The sequence below is a fragment of the Mangrovivirga halotolerans genome, from assembly GCF_026241165.1.
In the GTDB taxonomy this organism is placed as follows: Bacteria; Bacteroidota; Bacteroidia; order Cytophagales; family Cyclobacteriaceae; genus Mangrovivirga; species Mangrovivirga halotolerans.
Window position 1 is genome coordinate 30527 of record NZ_JAPFQN010000009.1, and the last position, 21772, is coordinate 52298.

Below are 21772 nucleotides of genomic sequence, written 5' to 3' on the forward strand. Positions count from 1 at the left end.
TCAATATGATTTCCGACTAAATGAATTTTTAGTAGTGTAGGGAATTGTATGAAATTTATAATACTTATTGTTATTTCTTATTTAATCTTGAATGTAATCTTTCACTTTACTTGTGAAAAATACAGCACCTTCGCTATTTAAATGATCTGAATTTAAATACATTGATTCTGGAAGGGAAATATCAGATTGGTCAAAAACACTTATTTGTTGATTTTTAAATGAAGTTTTCAGGCTATCAAATTTTTTGAGATATATATCCGGGATTAGATTAAAATATTTTTCATGTACTGGAGGTGAAACCAGAATAATCTTCACATTTTTTTCATTACATAGATGAATGATTTTATTTAAATATTCAATAGATGTTTTAGAGAAGCTATATATAGAATCATTATTATAAAAATGTCTATTTATAGCAGTTTTGAAGTCGTTTATATCGCTTTTTGAAAAATTATTATAACCTTTTCCAATAAAATTAGAATGATGGTTTGTTTTAGGGAATAGTAATATGTTTTTGAGTTTAATTATATTTTTAAGGTGCCAGTCAATTTTAACATCGTTTTGAATTTCTGCAAATCTTTCTATTGAATAAGATCTATTGAACATTTCCTTAGCAGCCCATTTATTAGTCGAAAATTTAATATCGTTGAAACCAGAAATACTATGATGAGTGAAAGCCAAAATTAAGGTATCCGGAATATTGCTTTTAAATATTCTATTTAATTTCCAATAAGTGATCACATATGGTTCAGCAGGTTGACTAACATTTCTTGCTGATTTAAATAAAGATGGGTTTAAGGCTTTTTGAGTATGAGAATCTCCGGCTATAAGTATATTAGTTTGTTCAAATTTTAATTGTTTAATAAAAGCATGGTAATAGTTGAATCCTCCTGTGAATGTACAATATATCACTATAATTAGTAGAAAATTAATTACTTGCTTTATAAATTTATTCATAGTTTTTTAAAACTGAAAGTAAATAAATTCCTGTTGATCTCCGGCAAAATAAAAGATCGAAAAAATTAACAAGTAGTATGTAGCCCATCTCAAAGGTTTATACCAACGCTCACCAAATTTTTCAATTGCGAAATTATTATTTCTACCCAGCCATTCTATAGTTAGAAATACAAAAAGTAATCCTAAAGTTTTATATGGGGCTATTTGGGGCAGAGAGAAAAGATCATAAGAAAGAATGTTAGCCAAATAATTTAAAGCGTGATCCACAGTATCAGCTCTGAAAAATATCCAGGCTAAAACTGTAATGGCAAATGTAAATAATATCGAGACAGAGTCTTTAACTGAGGGTAATATACGTCCCTTACTTATCTCATCTGTATTTTTTCTGTTTCTTTTAGTTAATAGTAATGGCAGGAAGTATAACGCATTTAATCCACCCCAAATTATAAAAGTCCAATTAGCACCATGCCAAAATCCACTTACCAGGAAGATAATAAATGTATTTCTGACTTTCATCCAAGTTCCTCCTTTACTACCTCCTAATGGAATATAAAGATAATCTCTAAACCAAGTTGACAACGAAATATGCCATCGTCTCCAAAATTCTGCTATATCTCTACTGAAGTATGGGAAGTTAAAGTTTTTCATCAGGTCAAATCCAAATAATCTGGAAGTGCCTATAGCAATATCTGAATAACCAGAGAAATCTCCGTAAATTTGAAAAGCAAAAAATACAGCTCCTAAAATAAGAGTACTGCCATTATAGTTTTCATAATTAGCAAATATTTTGTTTACAACCACTGCACAATTATCTGCGATTACCACTTTTTTAAATAATCCCCATAAAATTTGTCTTAATCCGTTTACTGCTTTAGTATAGTTAAAGGTTCTTTTTTTATAAAACTGAGGAAGTAAATTAACTGCACGTTCGATAGGTCCGGCTACTAATTGTGGGAAAAAACTAACAAATGCAGTAAAAGAGATAAAGTCTTTAGAAGGTTCAAGTTTTCTTTTATAAACATCAATGGTATAACTTAATGTTTGGAAAGTATAGAAGCTAATCCCGACGGGGAGTATGATATTTAAGCTATAGCCATCAATTTGATATCCGAAAAAAGTAAATGCTTGTTTGAAATTGTCAAGAAAGAAATTGAAATATTTGAAAAACCCAAGAAATCCCAGGTTAACTAATATGCTTGTCCATAAAAGAACCTTTCTTTTAGTCTTCACCTCTTCTTTTCGAAGTTGTAATCCAATAGAGTAATCAACTAGTGTGCTAAAAAGAATTAAGGAAAGAAATCGCCAGTCCCACCAACCGTAAAACACATAGCTAGATACAACTAATAATATATTTTGAGCTTTTAGAGATTTGTTAAAAACAAACCAATAAAGAAAAAAAATCAGGGGTAAAAAAATTGCAAACTCTAAAGAATTAAAAATCATTATTTTCCTGAACGGGTTGCTATTATCTCTCGTGCAAAAATAGAATATAAAATAAATAGAAAAACATATAGATGGAATAATATCTTAGTAAAAAGAATATTTAGCTAAACTTCTTTTTAGCGCAAGAACTCATTATTTATCTTCGCTAAATGAAAATTAAAGTCCTGCATATAATTAAGTCTTTAGGTAGGGGCGGAGCGGAAATGCTTCTTCCTGAAACTTTGAAGATTCATAACACAGAAAAATTCGAATTTCATTATATCTATTTTCTGCCATGGAAAGATCAAATGGTAAGCGCAATAGAGGAAGGTGAGGGGAAAGTAACCTGTTTTAATGCTTCTAATAATATTAAGATTATGTTGCAGGCAAAGCGCGTTGTTGACTATTGCAAAGAGTATAATATAGATATTATCCATTGCCATTTACCCTGGGCAGGATTTTTAGGTCGGGTAGTTCATAAAATTTCAGGTATACCCGTTCTTTACACCGAGCATAACAAGCAGGAACGATACCATAAAATCACCTATTTCTTAAATAAACTAACTTTCAATTGGCAAAATACCGGAATAGCTGTTTCAGGAGATGTTTCGGATTCTATTCAAAATAATATTCGCCCATCCGTTCCAGTCAAAACTATATTAAATGGAGTCAATACCAGGGCTTTTAAAAAAAATGTCGAAGCTGGAAATGTTATAAGAAAAAAACTTGGATTACCTGACGATGGTTTACTTGTAGGAACTGTAGCTGTATTTCGCTTTCAAAAGAGATTAAAGGAATGGTTACAGGCTTTTGCTAAAGCGTCTGAACAAAATGAAAACCTTTATGGTGTCATTGTTGGTGATGGCCCGTTAAAACAGGAGATTCTTCAGGAACGTCAAAGGCTAGGGCTGGAAGATAGAGTATTTATGCCCGGACTTCAAACCAATACAATTGATTGGTTTTCAGCGATGGATGTTTTTATGATGACCTCAGAATTTGAAGGACTTCCGATTGCCTTACTCGAGGCAATGAGCATGGAATGTGCTGTGGTTACCACCAATGCCGGAGGTATTAAGGAAGTGATCGAAGATGGGAAGTCAGGTAGTATGGTCAAAGTTGAAGACTGGCAGAAATTATCGGGTGAAATCAATGAGCTCGTGAATAATCGGGATAAACTTAAATTACTTCAAAAAGGAGCAAGGGAAAGGGTAGTGGAGAGTTTTAGTTTGCAAAACATGGTTTCACAGCTAGAGGATTTATACTTAGAAACACTGAATAGGAAATAACGCTTCGCTTAAAATACATAAACCACAGAGGGCACAGAGATCACAGAGGAAAATGCTTGCGCATTTTTAAAATAGCTTCCCTATAAAATTTAAATACACCGCAAAGGCGCAGAGGACGCAAAGAAATGCTTACGCATTTTAAATTTAAAAATAAGTACACCGCAAAGACTCTAGGGTCGCTAAGAAGACAGCAAGCTGTTCTTTTCTAACCACAGAGAGCACGGAGAACACAGAGAGAAATTGCTAAAGCAATTAAATAAACTGACCTCAGAATCCTAAAAGCTTATATCGTTGTGAAGGAAAAACAGCCGGCAGTTTTATATTTTTAACCCCAAAGAACGTAGAGTCTTAGATTCTGACAAGCGATAGCTTCGTCATGGGAGCACAGAGAAAACAGCAAGCAGTTTTTTGATATTAATAAAAGTAAAATTTGAGGGCATCAAAAACCATTTACAATTCTTTTTAAGCCACTCTTTAATTGTAAGACATTGAAATTTATTAATAGCCCAACCCTAAGATCTGTTAATTTCAAATAACTCATTATTTGAGCAGTATGGACAGGATCAAATTCTTTTACCGATTTCACCTCTACGATTACACTTTCTTCAATTAATAAATCCAGTCTTAACTTGGTATCAATTTGATTTCCTTTGTAATAAACAGGAAGAGATACTTGATTCAGTACCTTTATATCATTATAAATTAATTCTTGAATCAGGCATTCTTCGTAAATTGATTCCAGCAAACCTGGGCCTAATTCTTTATGAACCTCAATAGAACAGCGAATAACCTCACTGGTAATTTCATTTTCAGACATAACACTTAGTTTTGGTTAAAAAACATAATAGATAATTCCAATTCATCAAATGTCCGAATATTTTTACGAATTAATAGTTTTCGTAAGAAAACTCTCTGTGATCTCTGTGCCCTCTGTGGTTCAAAAAAATAATCAGCATGCTGATTTCTAATTTATTGAAAAATGAAATTAGCTAAGCAGTAAATTAAAGTTTAATTTCGCCATTCAATATTTTAAAGTTATTGTGGTTATTTTTCCTATTTAAATATTATTTTCAGATTAAAGGTCATCAGACTAATAACTATTAACAAATCACTTATAACTATTAACTCATGACAATTCGCCCCGGTACTCATTCAGATATTCCTGCTATAATCAATCTTCTTAAGCTTTCTCTTGGTGAAGGGCTAATGCCTAAGTCAGAGGAATACTGGCAATGGAAGCATGTAGATAATCCTTTTGGTGAATCCCCTGTCTTACTTGCCTTTGAAGGTGAAGAATTAGTTGGAGTAAGAGCCTTTATGAGATGGCGATGGACGAATGGGATTGAAACTGTTGAAGCGATCAGGGCGGTGGATACTGCAACACATCCGGATCATCAGGGGAAAGGGATATTCAAAAAATTGACTTTAGCTGCTCTTGATCATTGTGAAGAAATGGGGATCAATATGGTATTTAATACTCCCAATGAAAAAAGCATGCCCGGGTATATTAAAATGGGCTGGGTAAAAGCAGGAAAGCTTCCTATTGGGATCAGAATTCTTTCCCCTTTTAAAATGGCCATCAATTATCTTAAGAATAAAAAAGCATCCGGATCCGGATATGAATTACTGGGTAAAGAAAATAAAGAATTGATTGATGTGATCGATCATTCAAATCCTGAAAAATATATTGGTTCAACAGGATACCTGCCAGGAATATGGAGAACTGATTATTCAAATGAATATATTAAGTGGAGATACGCAAAGGTTCCGGTTGCAAAATATTTTTCGATTACTGATAGTGGGTTATATATCAATTATCGAGTTAAAGAAAACAGATGGGGTAAAGAGTTAAGGATTTGTGATATCTTTGCAGCTAAAGGTGTCAACAAGTCTGATATCAATAAGGCAATAAAATCAGAAGCAAAAAATATTAAAGCAGTAGCGATAACTTTTGGCAGCGTAGAACACTATCCTGGTAAAAAACTAATTAGTGCGACGATGAATCCATCAATTGGCCCCATAGTGACCTGGAGACATATTCAGGAGGTGAATGAAAAGGAATGGCTGGATTTTAATCAATGGAGTCCGTCACTTGGAGATCTTGAACTTTTTTAAATGATATACGGATTACTGATCATAGCAATAACCTGGGGGATTAGCTTGAGTATTATTAATAATTATCAAAGCAAGCATCCTAAAATTGATCTTAATTTTTTAAAGAACTTAATTCCTTATCATCTATTTCTATCTTTTGCATATTATTTGTATGCAGTATTTAATCCATCAGATTCGCAATATTATTACAAAAAAATATTGTATAATTTTAGAGGGCCTGAATGGATGGATTTTTACGGAACCAGTACTACATTTATCGAATGGATCGGGTATCCTTTTGTGAAATGGTTTGGTTTTAGCTATGAAGCCATGATGGCTCTTTTCTCCTTTTTTGGGATGCTTGGCTTTATTTATTTTTACCTTTTTTTTAAAGAAAGAATAAAGTTTAACCATTCTTTTTTTGGGTTTGATCTGGTTACTTTATTTTTCCTATTACCTAACCTGCATTTCTGGTCCGGATCATTTGGAAAAGGTTCAATAATTTTTTTTGGTATCGGGCTTTTCTTTTATGGTCTGAATAATATAAAAGGACGATGGAAAATATTGCTATTGGCAGGGTTGTTAATCTATCATATTCGTCCTCATATTATGTTTGTCATGCTAATATCGGCAATAATTGGATTTACATTTAGTAATAAAGGGGTGACTACAGGAATGAAAATAGGGGTAATTATTATTGCAGCTGGGGCATTTGCTTTTATTTACCAGGATGTACTTGCGATGGTTGGTATAGAACAAGGCGAAGAAATTGCCTCGGGATTGAACTTAGATCATAGAGCCGCGGAATTAGCAAAGGCCACCTCTGGAATTGATATTTCGAGTTATTCTCTTCCATTACAGGTTTTTACATTTTTATACAGACCGCTCTTCTTTGATGCTCCGGGAATGCTTGGTCTCATTGTATCCTTTGAAAATGTATTTCTGCTTGCTGTGACAATTATGTTTTTTGCTAAAGGTGGTCTTAAATATCTTTTTACCGGGGACTTCACCGTTAAAACTGCTTTCTTAAGTTTTATTACTGTTTCTATCGCCCTCGCACAGATCTCCGGAAACCTTGGTATAGCTATCAGGCAAAAAAGCCAGGTTATGCTTTTGTTTCTTTTTATTATCGTTAAAATGCTGGATGATAAGAAAATGAAAGCTGCTTATGCTGTCTGGAAAGAAAAACAACGGAAGGCCAGAATGAAGGCGCAGATGGAAGCGATGAAGGTGGAGTAATGGCTGGTGATTTGTTATTAGTGATTAGTAGATTAAGTTATTGGTAGATTCATTTAATAGCGAGAATCAACTGAGTGAAATGTAATGCTGACTATTAGTTTTAAAGCCCCAGTCATTCACGGTTCAAAACTTTTCTTAATTAATTCTATTTACTTTGCGATCTTAGAGGTGTTAAATAATTGCAAAGCAATTTCTCTGAAACCTCCGTTTACTCTGTGGTTTATGGTTTAAACAGCTTGCTGTTTTCTCTAATTTCTCTGCGATCTCTGTGGTTAAAAAATAAAACAGCTAGCTGTTTTCTTAGTGATCTTAGCGTCTTAGCGGTGTGTTTTTTGTTATTCGAGTCAAGGGCTATTCAGTTATTTTATGAATCCTCTATTTATATGTGAAGTATGTTTTCTTCTTCATTTTTGTCTTGATACAAATACTGACGATGCTTTCGCATGTCAGCATCCAAGAAACGAACCCATGACGATAAATATCAGGGCAGAACAAAAAGCCCATGACGATGCTATCGCATGTCAGGATCAAAGAATCAAGACAATATCGACCCCCGAAAGCAGAGTGAGTGTGGGAGTGAGATTAGAGAATTATTATTGTAAATTGAAACCACAAAGAACTATTGATGCCCATATCCACAATAAATTTCGTCAGCAATTTTCTCTGTGTCCTCTGTGCTCCCATGACGACCTTCCATTGTCGGTGTCAGGGTTTTCAACTCTGTGGTTAAGGATTAAACAGCTTGCTGATTTTTCTGACAATCAATCTCTGTTTTAAGAACTTTGCGATCTTAGCGTCTTTGTGGTGTATTTTAAAACATCAATTACCTTCCCTTCCAGTCAAGCGAACTAATAACCAATTACCAATCGCTAGTCATTTAATTTCCAGTAACCAATCTCTAATAACTAGTAACTTAATAACCAATCACCAATAACTTAATCAACTAATAACTTAATCAACCAGTAACCACTATCTTTGCCTTATGATTAACAATGGAATTTTTACAATAAGCCTTGATTTTGAATTGATCTGGGGTGGATTCGAGAAATGGGATCTCAATAAGCTTCAGAAATATTTCATGGTAACGCGCAGGATCATTCCTGACTACCTTAAGATTTTTGAGCAACATGAAACACATGTTACCTGGGCTACTGTAGGAATGTTGTTTGCAGATGGAATTGAAGATATTAAAAAATATACTCCGGAAAATATTCCCGGATATGAAAATCAAGCTCTTTCAGCATACAATTATATTAAAGAAAATGATTTAGGGGAATCTGAAATGAATGATCCGATCCATTTTGCACAAAGCCTGATCAAATTGATCAGTAATGTCCCCGGCCAGGAGATGGCTACCCATACTTTTGCTCACTATTATTGTAATGAACCCGGGCAGCAACCTGAACAATTCCGAGCTGATCTGAAAGCACATAAAGCCATTGCTAAAGAACTTGGAATTGAATTGAAAAGTCTTGTTTTTCCTCGTAATCAGTTTAATGAAGATTATCTCAAAATATGTAAAGAAGAAGGGATTACTTCAGTTCGTTCGAATCCCGATGATTGGTTCTGGAATATTAATACGCATAACGAACCCAAATTAAAACGCTTAGTAAGAGGTCTGGATGCATTTTTTCCTTTAGGTAAAAAATCAAGTTATTCATTAGAATCTATTGATACTAATAATATACCTTACCTGTTACCTGCCAGCAGGCTTTTAAGAGCATGGTCTCCAAAAGAAGAAAAGCTTAACCGGTTTAAGATCAATAAGGTCAAGAAGGAAATGACTGTAGCAGCAAAGAATAATGAAGTGTATCACCTTTGGTGGCATCCTCATAATTTCGGTCATCATCCAAAAGAAAATATGCGGGACTTAAAGGAGATTTTAAATCATTTTCTGGATCTCAAAAAAAGGTATGGAATGGTTAGCCTGAATATGAAGGAAACATCGATTTTACTTGAAGAAATGAATAAAGTATCAGTTTGATGTTTGATCTTCTACTAATATATTTCTCTTGATCCCTGATTCAGATAATACCTTGTCATATTCCTGAATTATTTTATCCCAGACAACTTGTTGATCATACCTGGAGGTAATCATCTCTCTAGACTTTTCGGACATCATTTCACGTAAAGCTGCATCATTTATTAGTTTTAATAATGCATTCTGAAGTGCTTCAATACTTTTGGGTGGGATAATAATTCCATTTTTACCATCAACTACAATCTCATTACATCCATTGATATCAGAAACAACAGAAGGAAGATTGAAGCACCCTGCCTGCATCACCACATTCGGAAACCCTTCCCTGTAAGAAGGGAAAGCAAAAATATCCATCAATGCTAAATAAGGTCTGATGTCTTTTTGGAATCCTGTAGTAATTATATTCGGATGGTTGTTGATTAGTTTTTCAGTTTCTTCTTTTAAAGGATCCAAATCCTTTTCATAAGGACCAACCAATAATAATTTTGTTCTTTGATTTTGCCTGTTTATCTCATCAAATGCCTTTACCAATTCATTTATTCCCTTATCCCCAACCAATCTTCCGACAAAACCAATAACGAGATTTCCATCCAGCTCATATTTTGATTTTAAGATTCTTGCTTCAGTATTGATCTCTTCAGAAGGTTTGAAATAATCTGTATTGATTCCATTGCTGGAGCCATTTCCAATTACATTTATCTTATAGGCTCGGGTGAAATTATTATCAATAATGTACCTGGCAAGAGTATTTGAATTAGGGTAGACTTTTGTTGCAGCTTTATAAGTAATTTTTTCTACTGCAACCAAAATAGACTTTAAAACCCCTTTCTTTTCCATTAAAGGCATTCCTGCAACAGTATGAAGCCTTATAGGTACTCCACAAAATTTACCGGCCAACATTCCAATAAGTCCCGCTTTAGGTGTATGCGTATGAATAATATCCGGTTTATAAGATCTTATAAGAGAAACCATTTCTCTTAGCGCTCGCAAATCCTGAAAAGGGGTGATCTCCCGGGTCATAGGGATAGAAATATGCTTAGTGTTCTCGTATTCTTCAAGGGATTCTATATCGTCATCATGCGCACTGGTCATGAGCACTTCAAAACCATTGTCACCCATGAATTTCATCTGACCTTTCAGAAGGGTTTTTAATGATAACGCAACTGTTGTTACTCTAAGAATACGAGGTTTTCTATTCATGGTGCTAAGATAAGGAAGGATTTGGAGAATAGTTATTGGATAGTAGTTATTAGTGATTAGAAAATAGAGAATAGTTATTGGTGATTGGTGAATAGGGATTGGTATTAATTAATGGTTACTAGTTTAGCATACTTGATTAGTGTTGTGGTATCTGAATAAAAATTAGACTCAAAATTTAAATATTGCTGTTTCCCCTTGCGTTCTTAGCGACTCTGCGGTGTATTTTTTTTGTCTCAGGAGCAATCCTGTTAATCTATTTTTAATCCCTGTAAATCCTGGTTCTTCATTTTAGAGTTAAGCGTACTAATAACCAATCACTTATTAACCCATCTCTTTCACTTATTTGTTGCTGTTCCAGATGTTAGCGCAGCGCATCTGGAATAAAAAATAAATGCGATTTTAATTCGCAAATATTTCTGTTCGACATGCCCTGCGGAACATATCATCAGCTGGATATATGGTATTAATAGTACTAGAGACCTTAGGTGTCATCTGGGATTAAGTGAAAGATTCTCTTCATTTTTGTCTTGACACAAAAACGAAGCAAAAAAGTCAAGACACTATCAAATCTCCTCACCCACAATCCTTCCCACCCTCGTGATATTGTCATTCCTACCGCGCCCTTCTAAGTAACATTTAAATTAAGTGTGGCAAATGTTGTACTATTGAATCTCGTATTCTGAATAAATTGTGTCAGCAATTTCCTTTGCGAACTTTCCGATCCCGTGACGATCTCCTAACGTTGATGTCAGAGTCTAAGGATTTGCCGTGTATTTATTAATTGCGCAGCAATTGCCTCTGTGAACTCTGTGATCAAAAATGTAAACAGCTTGCTGTTTTTTCTTAGCGACCTTCGCGTCTTAGCGGTGTTTTTTTTATTGCGCAGCAATTTTCTCTGTGTACTCCGTGTTCTCTGTGGTTAATATTAAGTAACAGCTTGCTGTTTCTTTTAATTATATCACTATAAGTGTTTTTAATTTATTTTTTGTTTGAATGTCTTATTATTAATTAATCAGCTAACCTATAACTAATCTCCAATAACTTAATAACCAATAACTATACACTTTCCCCCCAATTCCTTACTTTTGTCCTGAACATGTACAGGGATTTTTTCAAAAGAATAATTGACTTTATCATGAGTCTGATTGGACTCATTACTGCCTCACCGATATTTTTGATCGTCTGGTTTCTTCTAGCCGTCAATCAAAATGGCAAAGCTTTTTTCGTTCAACCCAGACCTGGCAAAAACGGAGAAGTTTTTAAGTTGGTTAAATTTAAAACCATGACGGATGCCAAAGATAAGAATGGAGACTTATTGCCCGATGATCAACGTCTCCATGGTCTTGGTAAATTTGTTCGAAAAACTTCCCTTGATGAATTGCCTCAATTGATTAATGTATTAAAAGGCGATATGTCGTTAATAGGGCCTCGTCCGCTACTAGTAGAATATCTTCCACTATACAATGAAAAACAAGCAAGAAGGCATGATGTTCGTCCGGGAATAACTGGATGGGCACAGGTAAACGGAAGAAATGCGATTAGCTGGGAAAAGAAATTTGATTACGATGTGTATTACGTTGATAATTTATCCTTTACATTAGATGTTAAAATTCTTATTTTAACAATAAAAAAAGTATTTGTTGCAGAAGGTATCAATAGTGATACCTCGGTAACAATGGAAAAATTTAAAGGATCTGAAAATTGAGTAAACTAGCAATAATCGGTGCAGGAGGGCTTGGGAAAGAAATTCATTCCCTCATAGAAAATATTAACCAGGTCAGTAAAACCTGGGATGTCATTGGTTTTTACGATGATGGTATCTCAAAAGGTACAGACATAGCCGGTTTACATGTGTTAGGTGATATTGATCAATTGAACCAAGTTGATCATACCCTGGCAGTTGTATTAGCTATTGGTGATCCTGTTACAAAGTTTAAAATTTTTGATCGCCTAAAGGGGCAGCCAAATTTATATTATCCTAATTTAATTCATCCCAAAGCCGATATTTCGAGTAATGAAAAAGTTCAGGTAGGAGAGGGCTCGATCATTTGTTCCGGGGTCAGGATTACCACAGATGTTTTAATTGGTGAGTTTGTATTGATAAATTTAAATACAACTATCGGACACGATGTTAAAATTGGTCACTTTTGCTCTATAATGCCAGGAGTTAATTTAGCAGGTAATACCACACTTGAAGAAAGATGCCTTGTCGGCAGTGGAGCAAATCTAATTAATGGCTGTAAAATAGAAACTGAATCAAAAGTTGGTAGTGGGGCTGTCGTTACAAAAGATGTGTCGTCCGGAAAGACAGTAGTTGGGGTTCCTGCAAAAGAAATTTGATATGATAAAAGAATTCAAGCCAGTCATACTTTTTCTGGGTAAATTTTTAATCCTTTATTTTGTACTAAATATCATCTATGGATATTATGTAGAGAGTTTTAAAAACAAACCTGATCCGATGACTGAATATGTCAGTCGTCAAACAGCCAAAGTGATTTCATTATTTAATGATACAGGAAAAGAAATTAAAACATCCAGCAGTGATAAAGGACAATATGTTTACATAAATAAAGGCGATCATTCTGTGTTATCGGTCTATGAAGGCTGCAATGGATTGAATGTATTCATTGTTTTTGTGTCGTTTGTATTGTCTTTCAGGCCTCCTCAAAAAGAATGGATATGGTTTATTCCAATGGGATTAATTGTAATTCACATTTTTAATTTAGGAAGGATAGGTTTGTTATTTTTTATTACTCAGCATTATCCTGATCAAATGTATTTTATGCATAAATTTGGGTTTACTGCTATAATTTATTTGTCCGTTTTTGGATTGTGGTGGTGGTGGGTTACAGGTAAAAAGTTTCAGCTTTCAACCAGAAAGGGAAGTGAACGTGTATGAGTAAAGAATCACAAATTTCTTATCCATGGCGCGTTGTCTGGATAATAGTTGGCTTATCGGGACTGGCAATCGTTTATATCACTCAAAAATACGGATGGGTGAATTTAATAGGCACTACATTAGGAATTGAGACAGAAACATGGAGTAAGCTTTCGCATTTCCTGGTCAACAGGGCAATTAGATTTGTATTGAATGATATCTTTGCAATAACAATTATTGCAGGATCGTTTGGACGAAGGGATTTTGTTGTGTTTGCAGTTTTAGTTCAATTGATCGGATTATTTGTATTTTTTATACCTTATGTCATATTAAAAATTTACTATCCCACATATAATGGTCCGATGATCAATTTTATTCATCGATTAATATTAAATCCGGTTCTAATGATCTTGTTGATACCGGCATTATATATAAAACAGAAAAGAGATAATGACGAAAAGTAGAATTTTTCTTTCGGCACCTCACATGGGGGGAGCTGAACAAAAATATGTTAATGAAGCGTTTGATACTAACTGGATATCACCTGTCGGGCCAAATTTGCAGGCTTTTGAGGAAAGCATTTCAAAATACCATGGAGGAGGATATCATGTAGCCGCATTGTCAAGTGGTACAGCAGCAATTCACCTCGCGTTGATCCTCTTAGGAGTTGAAAGAGGAGATGAGGTAATCTGTTCTACTTTTACATTTTCAGGTACTTGCAATCCAATTATGTACCAGGGAGCCACTCCGGTTTTTGTTGATTCCGAAAAAGATACATGGAATATGAATCCTGAGGCCCTGGAAGAAGCGATCAAGGACAGGCAGGGAAAAGGAAAGAAAGTAAAAGCTATTATTCCGGTTCATTTATATGGTATGCCCGCTAATATGCCGGAAATCATGAAGATAGCCAGGGAATATGAAATCCCTGTTATTGAAGATGCTGCCGAGGCACTTGGGGCATCCATAAAAGGGAAAAAGACAGGAACATTTGGTGATCTGGCAATATTTAGCTTTAATGGGAACAAGATCATCACCACCAGTGGAGGGGGAGCTTTAATGAGTGAAGATATAGCCCTGGTTGAAAAAGCTAAGTTTTTAGCTACTCAGGCAAGAGATCAGGCGCCGCATTATCAACACTCTACAATTGGATACAATTACAGGTTGAGCAATATTAGTGCAGGGATAGGAAGAGGACAAATGGAAGTGCTGGATGAAAGAATTAACCAACGAAGGAGTGTTAACCAATGGTATAAAGAAAACTTTTCAGATAAAGGGTTTGATTTTCTAACTGAACCAGAAGGTTATTTTAGTAATTACTGGTTAACCACAGCTTTGCTTGATGGAACTTCATTTGATAGAGAAGAGCTCAGGATAGAGCTTGAAAAAGAGAATATTGAAGCCCGGCCACTGTGGAAACCTATGCATTTACAACCTGTTTTTAAAGGGTATCCGTATTATGGCGATAAAACTTCTGAGTATTTGTTTGAAAAAGGTGTATGTTTGCCAAGTTGTTCATCGTTAGATGAAGAAGAAAAAGAGCGAATATTTCAAACAATAGTAAGATTTTTATAAATAATTGACATTATTGGGTAATATATATTAATTTAGGTTACAATAAGTACCTGATAAGTATATATAAATTAAGAACTATTATAATAGGGCCTTATGATAACACGTATACTATTTACATTTTTATTTTTTATTACAGCAATATATTCTCAGGCACAATCTGCTGGAGATTATCGTTCAGCCCAGTCAGGGAATTGGGGTGACGTTTCCACCTGGGAAACTTACAATGGTACAAGCTGGGTTGCAGCATCTGAAGTACCTGATAATACAGATGGGCAAATTTCTATATTAAATGGAGATGTAGTTACTGTTGCAGCTAATAGAAATACCGATCAGACTATAGTTGAAACAGGAGCTCAAATAACAGTAATATCTGGTAATACTTTATCAATTAGAAGAAGTGGTACTTCCACAGACCTATTATTAAATGGTACCTTATTAAATCAAGGATCATTAAGTATCGCTAGTGGGTTTGGAGGATCTGCACAAGTAATAGTTAATGGGGTATTGAATAATCAAGGTACAATTTCTGGTGCTTCATTAAATACATTGACATTTGGCGCTGGTTCTACCTACGATCATCAGGTAAATAACGGTGTTATTCCTTCAGCGAATTGGAATATCACTTCAACTTGTATTGTAAGTGGTAGTACAACAGCCGGACCAACTGGACTTGGACAATCTTTTGGTAATTTAAACTGGAATACTCCTTCCTTAAATACAGGGGGACTTTATGATGTGGGAATGACCTCTTCAACGGAAGTAAGAGGTGAATTTTTAATAGAAAGCACAGGCTTTGATTTATTAGTTCTATCTAATGCTTCCACTACAATTTTAGTGTCAGGAAATTTAACGATTACGGGTTCTTCCGTAGTAGCACTTACAAATGATGGTAATATAACTTTAGATGTAAATGGGAATTTTGATTATTCTTCGACTCAAAACTCCTATTTTTCAAATGTTGGAAATGGGATTATCAATTTAGCTGGTAACCTATCTTTTACCTCTGGAAATTTGAGCATATTTGATCCAACTGGATCAGGGAGTTTGATATTTGATGGAACTAATCCACAATCTGTTAATATTACAGGCGGATCTTTTGATGGAACCAATGATCCTGATTTTGTTATATCCTCTGGCTCAGATGTTTCTATGATAGATGAAAGTGCTTTTAATGGATCGGGAGATTTCACATTAAACGTTTCTACTTTAAGATTAGGTTCAACAAATGCTTCTGGAGCCCTTCAAGCAGGAACAGCTGGTGGTAATATTAGAACTTCTGGCACCAGGACGTATGCTGCAGGTTCATTAATAGTATATGACGGAACTTCTAGTCAGGTAATTGGTAATGGCTTTCCTACAGATTCTAATCTTGAGATTGATAATCCTACGGAGGTAAGTTTAAATGCAATTACAACAATAGGATCAAATAGAATGCTTTCATTAACAAGTGGGATCCTTGATATTGGGCCTAATACTCTGGAAATTAATGGAAATGTAGAAACTACTAATGGCGCTTTAAGAGGAGGAGCTACTTCAAACTTGACAATAGGTGGAACGGGTGCTTTAGGAGTGATTCCTTTTGTTGAAACATCCCTGTTAAATAATTTCACAGTAAATAGAACATCTAGTGGGTCGGTAACCCTCGGAGGTGACCTTACTGTTTTAGGCACGTTCGATCAGTTAGCAGGAAATTTTGTAATAAATGATGCGTCCTTTAATATCAACGGCGACTATACAAGAACTGGTGGTACTTTCTTTTCTAATTCAAATTCTGACTTAAGAATAACTGGAGCAGGAGCATTGCCAGGAACAATGGCATTTGGAACCAATCAATCTTTAAATACTCTGACTATGAGCAGAGATGGTGCTACCCTCGCCACTAATGCTTCAATCACTATTGATACATTAAATTTATATGCAGGAATTGTAGACAATTCTGCCGCTACTTATAATATTTCAGATCAGGGATATATTGAAAGATGGGAAAATGGTTCTATTACAAATGAGCCTTTATTTGTTGGAGTTTATAATCTTATTTATAATAATTCACTGGATATCATAACCGGACCTGAATTAACTGGAAATGCATTAGCTTTAAATAATTTGACTAAGAGAGGCTCTGCCAGACTATCAACTAATAAAACGTTTTCTGTAAATGGTAATATGGAAATCACCAATGGTGTTTTTGATATCACAACTAATTATGCCAGGTTAAGAGGTGATTTAATTATTTCAGCAGGAACTGACTTTATAGATGGTGTTTTTGAGTTTGCCGGAGGCGATGCAGAAGCTTCAACGGTTACTGGTTTAGCTACAGTTAACTTTGGCCAGCTAAATGTGTATTCTCCTGTAAATATCCCATCAAATGATACCGATATCACAATTGCCGGCAACTTTGAAGTGAATAATACCATTACTGTTGCTGGTACAACAACTTTTACAGGAACTACGGTTATGAGTGGTCCTGGTATCGCTGCTTTAAACAGACTTGAAATAACAGGTTCATTAACTGCGATTCCAGAAGCTGACGGAGGTGAATTACAGGTAGCTGGAGATTTTGTTGATAATGGAACCTTCGATCCTGTAGATGGTATCGTAGTATTTAATGGAGGCACTAGCTTCAGTGGATCAAGTTTACCTTCTTTTCACGATATTAGAATTGAAGGAACTGTAATGGGGCCTGCAACGCTTGAATTGAGTGGTAATTTTGAAAATAATGGAACATTTAATGCCAGTGGCAATACAGTTCTGTTTAATAGTCCTTCCGGAGGACAACAAATCTTAGGAACTTCTCCAACATCATTTTTTAATATAGAAGTTGCTGGAGGCACAACTGCTTCAACAACTGATGTATTTGTTGAATCGGGTACTCATCAGCTATTAGGAAGATTAACTCTATCTGCTAATGACCGTTTCGATGCAGATGGATCAGCTGGAAATGGTGTTTTTGTAATGGTTTCAGACGGAACCAATGAGTCTGAATTATCCACGCTTCCAACAGGAGCATCTGTCGTTGGACAAGTTACTGTTGAAAGATATATACCGGGTAATGGAGGTACAGATTATTACCATTTTATGACTGCATTTACCAATAATAATACGGTAGCAAAATGGCAGGATGATTTTGAAATAACAGGAAATTTTACAGGGGCTGGAACTTCATATAACAGGCCATCTTTATACTATTATGATGAAACTGTAACCGGTCCAAAAGAAGAAGGATATATTGCTTACCCATCAAGTTCTAATACTGAAGTGTTAGAAAAGGGAGTTGGATATGCAACTTTCGTTTATGGTAATTCAAGTGCGATTATTGCAGATTCTCGAGGTTCAGTTCACTCAGGAAACCTTCCAGTGAATATAACTTATACCAATACCGGTGATGTTGATGCTGATGGATGGAATATGGTAGGAAACTCATTTCCTGCTACATTAGATTGGGAACTTATCGCTGCAGATGGTGATACTGATTTAGCGAATACTATTTATGTTTGGGATCCGGGAGCAGGTAGTTACTCTACCTATACTGCTGGCGGTAGCTCAACTAATGGCGGGTCGCAATATATAGCTAAAGCGCAAGGGTTCTGGGTGTATACCGATGGAACAGGAACGCCATCATTAACTCTAAAAGAAGCTCATAAAACAACAAATACATCTGGTGAATTCCAACGTAAAGCTGAGATAGGCGGACAACTGATGATCACCATGACTGATGGCGAGAATTCAGATGAAACAATTTTAAGACTGGATCCCGAATCGACCCCAGAATTTGATGGTTCAATTGATGCATGGAAACTTTCCAACTCAATTTTTAATTTGTCAACCCGTACTCCTGAAGGAAAATATCTGGCAGTGAATAATACACCAGAACCGGGATGTAATGGTTCAATACCTTTGACAGTCTGGAATGCTGATCCTGGTTCATATACGTTGACCTTCAATGGAATAAGTGATTTTGCCGCCGGATATACAGTTGAGCTTGTTGACAACTATACTGGTGCTTCGGAAAATATAAACGAAGGTACCTCGTTAAGTTTTAATGTGACTGACGATGAAACTTCATACGGAGACAATCGATTTGAGATAAGACTTGCTCCGTCTAGATTTAGCGAGACTACTAATTATACTGTTTCATCAGCATGTAATGATTCTGAAGCAAGTGTTTCTTTTGATTCGGAAGCTGATGCTTACTATGCTTTATTCGCTTCTGATTCTTTATATAGTGAAGAAATACTGGGGACTGGAAATGAGTTAATTGTTTCGGTGAATGGAAGTGATCTCGCAACCGGAGAAAATCAATTTGTTATTAAAGGTCGAAGACCTGGATGTGATCAATGGGTGCAATTAGAAACTGTCACAGTTTCAAATAATCAAATAGAACCGGTTATTACTGTTGAAGACAGATACCTGGTGTCTAACTATGAAGAAGGAAACCAATGGTACTTTAACGGAGAGTTGTTGACTGGTGAAACAGGTAAATATCTTGAATTTACAGAAAGTGGCACTTACAAGCTCGTTGTGAGCAATGGTACGTGTGCCGGTGAAATTGAAGAGGTATTTGTAATTACTGGTATTAATGATGAAGCATTAAATCTGGAATTTAATCTGTATCCTGTACCAACTTCTGATATCTTGAATGTTAATATAAATGATCATGAGTCTTTCTATAATGTAAAGGCTGAGATTATTACAATAGATGGAAAAAGAATAAGAAAATCTAAACTTGATCTTCAGAACGGGTCTTGGAGTACTCAGCTTAATGTAGCTGAATTCGAAGCCGGAACCTATATTTTAAACATAGACCTAGGTTCTGAGTCAGTTTCTTTCAGGTTTATTAAAAATTAATTGGTATAATGCATAAATGAAAATCACCCGTTTGGCTTATATGGGTGATTTTCATAACTTGCAACCAAAGATATAGTGCATGAAAAAAGGGTCGAACAAATATTTTATAATCACTATCATGATTTTCATGATGGTTTTTTCGGTGTATGTTGTTTCAGCACAACCGGGCGGTGGACCACCACCTCCACCACCACCACCTACTGCAGTACCTTTTGGAGGGTTGGAATTATTGCTGGCGGCGGGAGCAGCTTTAGGAATTAAGAAATTTGTCGACTCCAGAAAGAAAGATTAGTTCTTTTCTTATAAAACGCATGCTATGCGAAACGTATATACTCTGTTTGACAGGCTGAGAATATTGCCTAGGTGGATTATATTGGTCATAGATTTGACTCTTGTAGCCATCGCCGCATTTTCAGCTTACTTATTAAGGTTCAATTTTTATTTTGAACAACTACTCACACACGATTTCACCATTGGGCTTTTAGTGTCCGTTGCTGGAGCATGTGTTGCTATTATTGTAACCCGAAGCTATGCTGGTATTGTTCGGTATACAGGTTTACATGATGGCTTAAGGATATTCTATGCAGTTTTAATTAATCTGGGGATATCTTTTCTTTTCAACTTCTTTTACCAGAAGTTTTTAGGCAAAGCAACCAATGTGATTCCCGTTTCGGTAATAATTATCACATTTCTAAATTCATTTCTGTTATTGTTTTTTTACCGTTTATTGGTAAAAAATATTTTTACGATTCTTTCTACCAAGCAATCTTCCATCAGAAATGTAATAATCTTTGGTGCCGGACAGCTTGGACGTACAACGAAGGATTTATTGATCAATGATAAGAAACAAAATACACGGGTAGGGGCCTTCCTTGATGATGATTCTTACATGTGGAATAAAGTAATCAACGGAGTAGGTGTATACTGCCCTGATAAATTTTTTGAATCTCCCGAATTTAAAGCCAATAAGTATGATCAATTAATCATTGCTATTCAACACCTTCCCTTACAAAGGAAAAACCATATAGTTGATCTGGCTCTTAAAAACGGTATTAAGGTAATGACCATCCCACCTGTTGAAAGATGGGTGAAAGGAGAATTAACGGTAAAACAGATCAAAGAAGTTAAGATCGAAGATCTGTTAGGAAGAGCCAGTATCAAATTAAATAATGGTAAGGTAGCTGAATCTATTTTTGGTAAAAGAATAATGGTAACAGGAGCTGCCGGAAGTATAGGTTCTGAGATAGTCAGACAATTAACAAGGTTAGCTCCAAAAGAGATAATTCTATTAGATCAGGCCGAATCGCCACTTTATGAAATTGAAAGAGAGGTAAAGGAGAAAAATAAATTTAATAATGCCTGTTCTGTGATTTGTGATATTTCCAATCTTGATAGACTGGAAGATATAATTGATGAACATAATCCTCAGATCATCTTTCACGCTGCAGCATACAAGCATGTCCCTTTAATGGAGAATAATCCTGTAGAGGCAATAATTACAAATGTATTTGGAACTAAGAATTTAGCCGATCTGGCAGTTAAATATAAGGCTGAAAAGTTCGTGATGGTTTCTACGGATAAAGCGGTTAACCCAACATCCGTGATGGGTGCTAGCAAACGTTTAGCCGAGATATATGTTCAGTCATTGAGCAACTATGTTCATGGTGAAGGGATTTCTGATACGGCTTTTATTACCACAAGATTTGGTAATGTACTAGGTTCAAATGGATCTGTTATTCCGTTTTTTAAAAATCAGATTAAAGAAGGTGGTCCGGTAACTGTAACTCATCCAGATATCACCCGTTTTTTTATGACAATACCTGAAGCATGCCAGTTGGTACTTGAAGCAGGTGTAATGGGACATGGGGGTGAAATTTATCTCTTTGACATGGGCGAATCAGTTAAGATCGTAGACCTTGCTAAAAAAATGATTAAACTCTCAGGATTTGAGCCGAATGTGGATATAGAAATTGTTTACACGGGATTAAGAGAAGGAGAGAAGCTATATGAAGAATTGTTAAATACGAAGGAAAACACACTGCCAACTCATCATGATAAAATTATGATCGCAAAGGTTCGTGAATATGATTTTCACAAGATTGAATCACAATTCAAAAAACTTCAAATGGCGGTGGACCAAAGAAATGACATGCTTGTAGTGAGTATGATGAAAGCTATTGTTCCTGAATACAAGAGTAATTCTTCCAAATTTGAGATTCTCGATAAAAAAGACATTTCCTATCGATTGAATATTAATTGATTATTATTCAGATTAATAGATATTAAAAAAGGACATCA

General features: G+C 35.3%; 17 protein-coding genes. 13 read left to right on the forward strand and 4 right to left on the reverse strand.

The annotated features are described in order from the left end of the window. Nucleotides 1–81: 81 nt before the first annotated feature. The gene (locus OO013_RS15090) at nucleotides 82–957 is read right to left on the reverse strand and encodes an LB_356 family protein (RefSeq protein ID WP_266057756.1); all 876 of its coding nucleotides are present in this window, start codon (nucleotides 955–957) and stop codon (nucleotides 82–84) included. A 6-nt stretch (nucleotides 958–963) separates the two neighbouring features. Further along, complete coding sequence (locus tag OO013_RS15095) at nucleotides 964–2400, reverse strand: MBOAT family O-acyltransferase (RefSeq protein WP_266057757.1); 1437 nt, start codon at nucleotides 2398–2400, stop codon at nucleotides 964–966. A gap of 149 nt (nucleotides 2401–2549) precedes the next feature. Between OO013_RS15095 and OO013_RS15100 the strand changes: the two genes are divergently transcribed. Continuing rightward, nucleotides 2550–3665 carry a glycosyltransferase gene (locus OO013_RS15100; protein ID WP_266057758.1) on the forward strand — a complete coding sequence of 372 codons (1116 nt, stop codon included), beginning with the start codon at nucleotides 2550–2552 and terminating at the stop codon, nucleotides 3663–3665. A gap of 439 nt (nucleotides 3666–4104) precedes the next feature. Here OO013_RS15100 and OO013_RS15105 read toward each other — a convergent pair whose 3' ends face one another. Beyond that, nucleotides 4105–4482 carry a GxxExxY protein gene (locus OO013_RS15105; protein ID WP_266057759.1) on the reverse strand — a complete coding sequence of 126 codons (378 nt, stop codon included), beginning with the start codon at nucleotides 4480–4482 and terminating at the stop codon, nucleotides 4105–4107. Nucleotides 4483–4793: 311 nt separating this feature from the next. On the opposite strand from OO013_RS15105, the gene OO013_RS15110 reads away from it, so the two are divergent. From OO013_RS15110 to OO013_RS15125, 4 genes are all read left to right on the forward strand, one after another. After that, nucleotides 4794–5780: a GNAT family N-acetyltransferase gene (locus tag OO013_RS15110; protein WP_266057760.1), complete on the forward strand. Its 987-nt coding sequence runs from the start codon at nucleotides 4794–4796 to the stop codon at nucleotides 5778–5780. Next, nucleotides 5781–6998: a hypothetical protein gene (locus OO013_RS15115; RefSeq protein ID WP_266057761.1), complete on the forward strand. Its 1218-nt coding sequence runs from the start codon at nucleotides 5781–5783 to the stop codon at nucleotides 6996–6998. 366 nt (nucleotides 6999–7364) lie between these two features. Beyond that, on the forward strand, nucleotides 7365–7775 hold the full coding sequence (locus OO013_RS15120) for a hypothetical protein (RefSeq protein WP_266057762.1): 411 nt from the start codon (nucleotides 7365–7367) through the stop codon (nucleotides 7773–7775). A 205-nt stretch (nucleotides 7776–7980) separates the two neighbouring features. After that, nucleotides 7981–8982: a polysaccharide deacetylase family protein gene (locus OO013_RS15125; RefSeq protein ID WP_266057763.1), complete on the forward strand. Its 1002-nt coding sequence runs from the start codon at nucleotides 7981–7983 to the stop codon at nucleotides 8980–8982. Here the strand turns inward: OO013_RS15125 and OO013_RS15130 are convergent. Continuing rightward, the gene (locus tag OO013_RS15130) at nucleotides 8974–10179 is read right to left on the reverse strand and encodes a glycosyltransferase family 4 protein (RefSeq protein WP_266057764.1); all 1206 of its coding nucleotides are present in this window, start codon (nucleotides 10177–10179) and stop codon (nucleotides 8974–8976) included. The genes OO013_RS15125 and OO013_RS15130 overlap by 9 nt on opposite strands. A 1096-nt stretch (nucleotides 10180–11275) precedes the next feature. On the opposite strand from OO013_RS15130, the gene OO013_RS15135 reads away from it, so the two are divergent. The 8 genes from OO013_RS15135 (at nucleotide 11276) to OO013_RS15170 (ending at nucleotide 21734) form a co-directional block, all read left to right on the forward strand. Beyond that, nucleotides 11276–11884, forward strand: a complete 609-nt coding sequence (locus OO013_RS15135; protein WP_266057765.1) for a sugar transferase — start codon at nucleotides 11276–11278, stop codon at nucleotides 11882–11884. Continuing rightward, complete coding sequence (locus tag OO013_RS15140) at nucleotides 11881–12519, forward strand: acetyltransferase (RefSeq protein ID WP_266057767.1); 639 nt, start codon at nucleotides 11881–11883, stop codon at nucleotides 12517–12519. The genes OO013_RS15135 and OO013_RS15140 overlap by 4 nt, the downstream gene beginning before the upstream one ends. Nucleotide 12520: 1 nt before the next feature. Next, nucleotides 12521–13078 (forward strand): exosortase family protein XrtF, encoded by a 558-nt coding sequence (xrtF, locus tag OO013_RS15145; protein ID WP_266057768.1) that lies wholly within the window; start codon nucleotides 12521–12523, stop codon nucleotides 13076–13078. Next, nucleotides 13075–13521: an exosortase F system-associated membrane protein gene (locus tag OO013_RS15150; RefSeq protein WP_266057769.1), complete on the forward strand. Its 447-nt coding sequence runs from the start codon at nucleotides 13075–13077 to the stop codon at nucleotides 13519–13521. Before xrtF ends, OO013_RS15150 begins: the two co-directional genes overlap by 4 nt. Next, a complete protein-coding gene (locus tag OO013_RS15155; RefSeq protein ID WP_266057770.1) occupies nucleotides 13508–14629 on the forward strand; it encodes a DegT/DnrJ/EryC1/StrS family aminotransferase in 1122 nt (373 codons plus the stop codon). The genes OO013_RS15150 and OO013_RS15155 overlap by 14 nt, the downstream gene beginning before the upstream one ends. A 93-nt stretch (nucleotides 14630–14722) precedes the next feature. Then, on the forward strand, nucleotides 14723–19474 hold the full coding sequence (locus tag OO013_RS15160) for a T9SS type A sorting domain-containing protein (protein ID WP_266057771.1): 4752 nt from the start codon (nucleotides 14723–14725) through the stop codon (nucleotides 19472–19474). Between the two features lie 79 nt (nucleotides 19475–19553). Continuing rightward, nucleotides 19554–19766, forward strand: a complete 213-nt coding sequence (locus OO013_RS15165; RefSeq protein ID WP_266057773.1) for a hypothetical protein — start codon at nucleotides 19554–19556, stop codon at nucleotides 19764–19766. A gap of 24 nt (nucleotides 19767–19790) precedes the next feature. Then, nucleotides 19791–21734 carry a polysaccharide biosynthesis protein gene (locus OO013_RS15170; RefSeq protein WP_266057774.1) on the forward strand — a complete coding sequence of 648 codons (1944 nt, stop codon included), beginning with the start codon at nucleotides 19791–19793 and terminating at the stop codon, nucleotides 21732–21734. Nucleotides 21735–21772 lie beyond the last annotated feature (38 nt).

Bases quoted from the DNA above. Each gene is read 5' to 3' on its own strand.
- OO013_RS15090 (WP_266057756.1), bottom strand. From the start codon at position 957: ATGAATAAATTTATAAAGCAAGTAATTAATTTTCTACTAATTATAGTG.
- OO013_RS15135 (WP_266057765.1), top strand. From the start codon at position 11,276: ATGTACAGGGATTTTTTCAAAAGAATAATTGACTTTATCATGAGTCTG.
- OO013_RS15120 (WP_266057762.1), top strand. From the start codon at position 7,365: ATGAATCCTCTATTTATATGTGAAGTATGTTTTCTTCTTCATTTTTGT.
- xrtF (WP_266057768.1), top strand. From the start codon at position 12,521: ATGATAAAAGAATTCAAGCCAGTCATACTTTTTCTGGGTAAATTTTTA.
- OO013_RS15125 (WP_266057763.1), top strand. From the start codon at position 7,981: ATGATTAACAATGGAATTTTTACAATAAGCCTTGATTTTGAATTGATC.
- OO013_RS15150 (WP_266057769.1), top strand. From the start codon at position 13,075: ATGAGTAAAGAATCACAAATTTCTTATCCATGGCGCGTTGTCTGGATA.
- OO013_RS15165 (WP_266057773.1), top strand. From the start codon at position 19,554: ATGAAAAAAGGGTCGAACAAATATTTTATAATCACTATCATGATTTTC.
- OO013_RS15130 (WP_266057764.1), bottom strand. From the start codon at position 10,179: ATGAATAGAAAACCTCGTATTCTTAGAGTAACAACAGTTGCGTTATCA.
- OO013_RS15095 (WP_266057757.1), bottom strand. From the start codon at position 2,400: ATGATTTTTAATTCTTTAGAGTTTGCAATTTTTTTACCCCTGATTTTT.
- OO013_RS15155 (WP_266057770.1), top strand. From the start codon at position 13,508: ATGACGAAAAGTAGAATTTTTCTTTCGGCACCTCACATGGGGGGAGCT.
- OO013_RS15100 (WP_266057758.1), top strand. From the start codon at position 2,550: ATGAAAATTAAAGTCCTGCATATAATTAAGTCTTTAGGTAGGGGCGGA.
- OO013_RS15110 (WP_266057760.1), top strand. From the start codon at position 4,794: ATGACAATTCGCCCCGGTACTCATTCAGATATTCCTGCTATAATCAAT.
- OO013_RS15115 (WP_266057761.1), top strand. From the start codon at position 5,781: ATGATATACGGATTACTGATCATAGCAATAACCTGGGGGATTAGCTTG.
- OO013_RS15105 (WP_266057759.1), bottom strand. From the start codon at position 4,482: ATGTCTGAAAATGAAATTACCAGTGAGGTTATTCGCTGTTCTATTGAG.
- OO013_RS15160 (WP_266057771.1), top strand. From the start codon at position 14,723: ATGATAACACGTATACTATTTACATTTTTATTTTTTATTACAGCAATA.
- OO013_RS15170 (WP_266057774.1), top strand. From the start codon at position 19,791: ATGCGAAACGTATATACTCTGTTTGACAGGCTGAGAATATTGCCTAGG.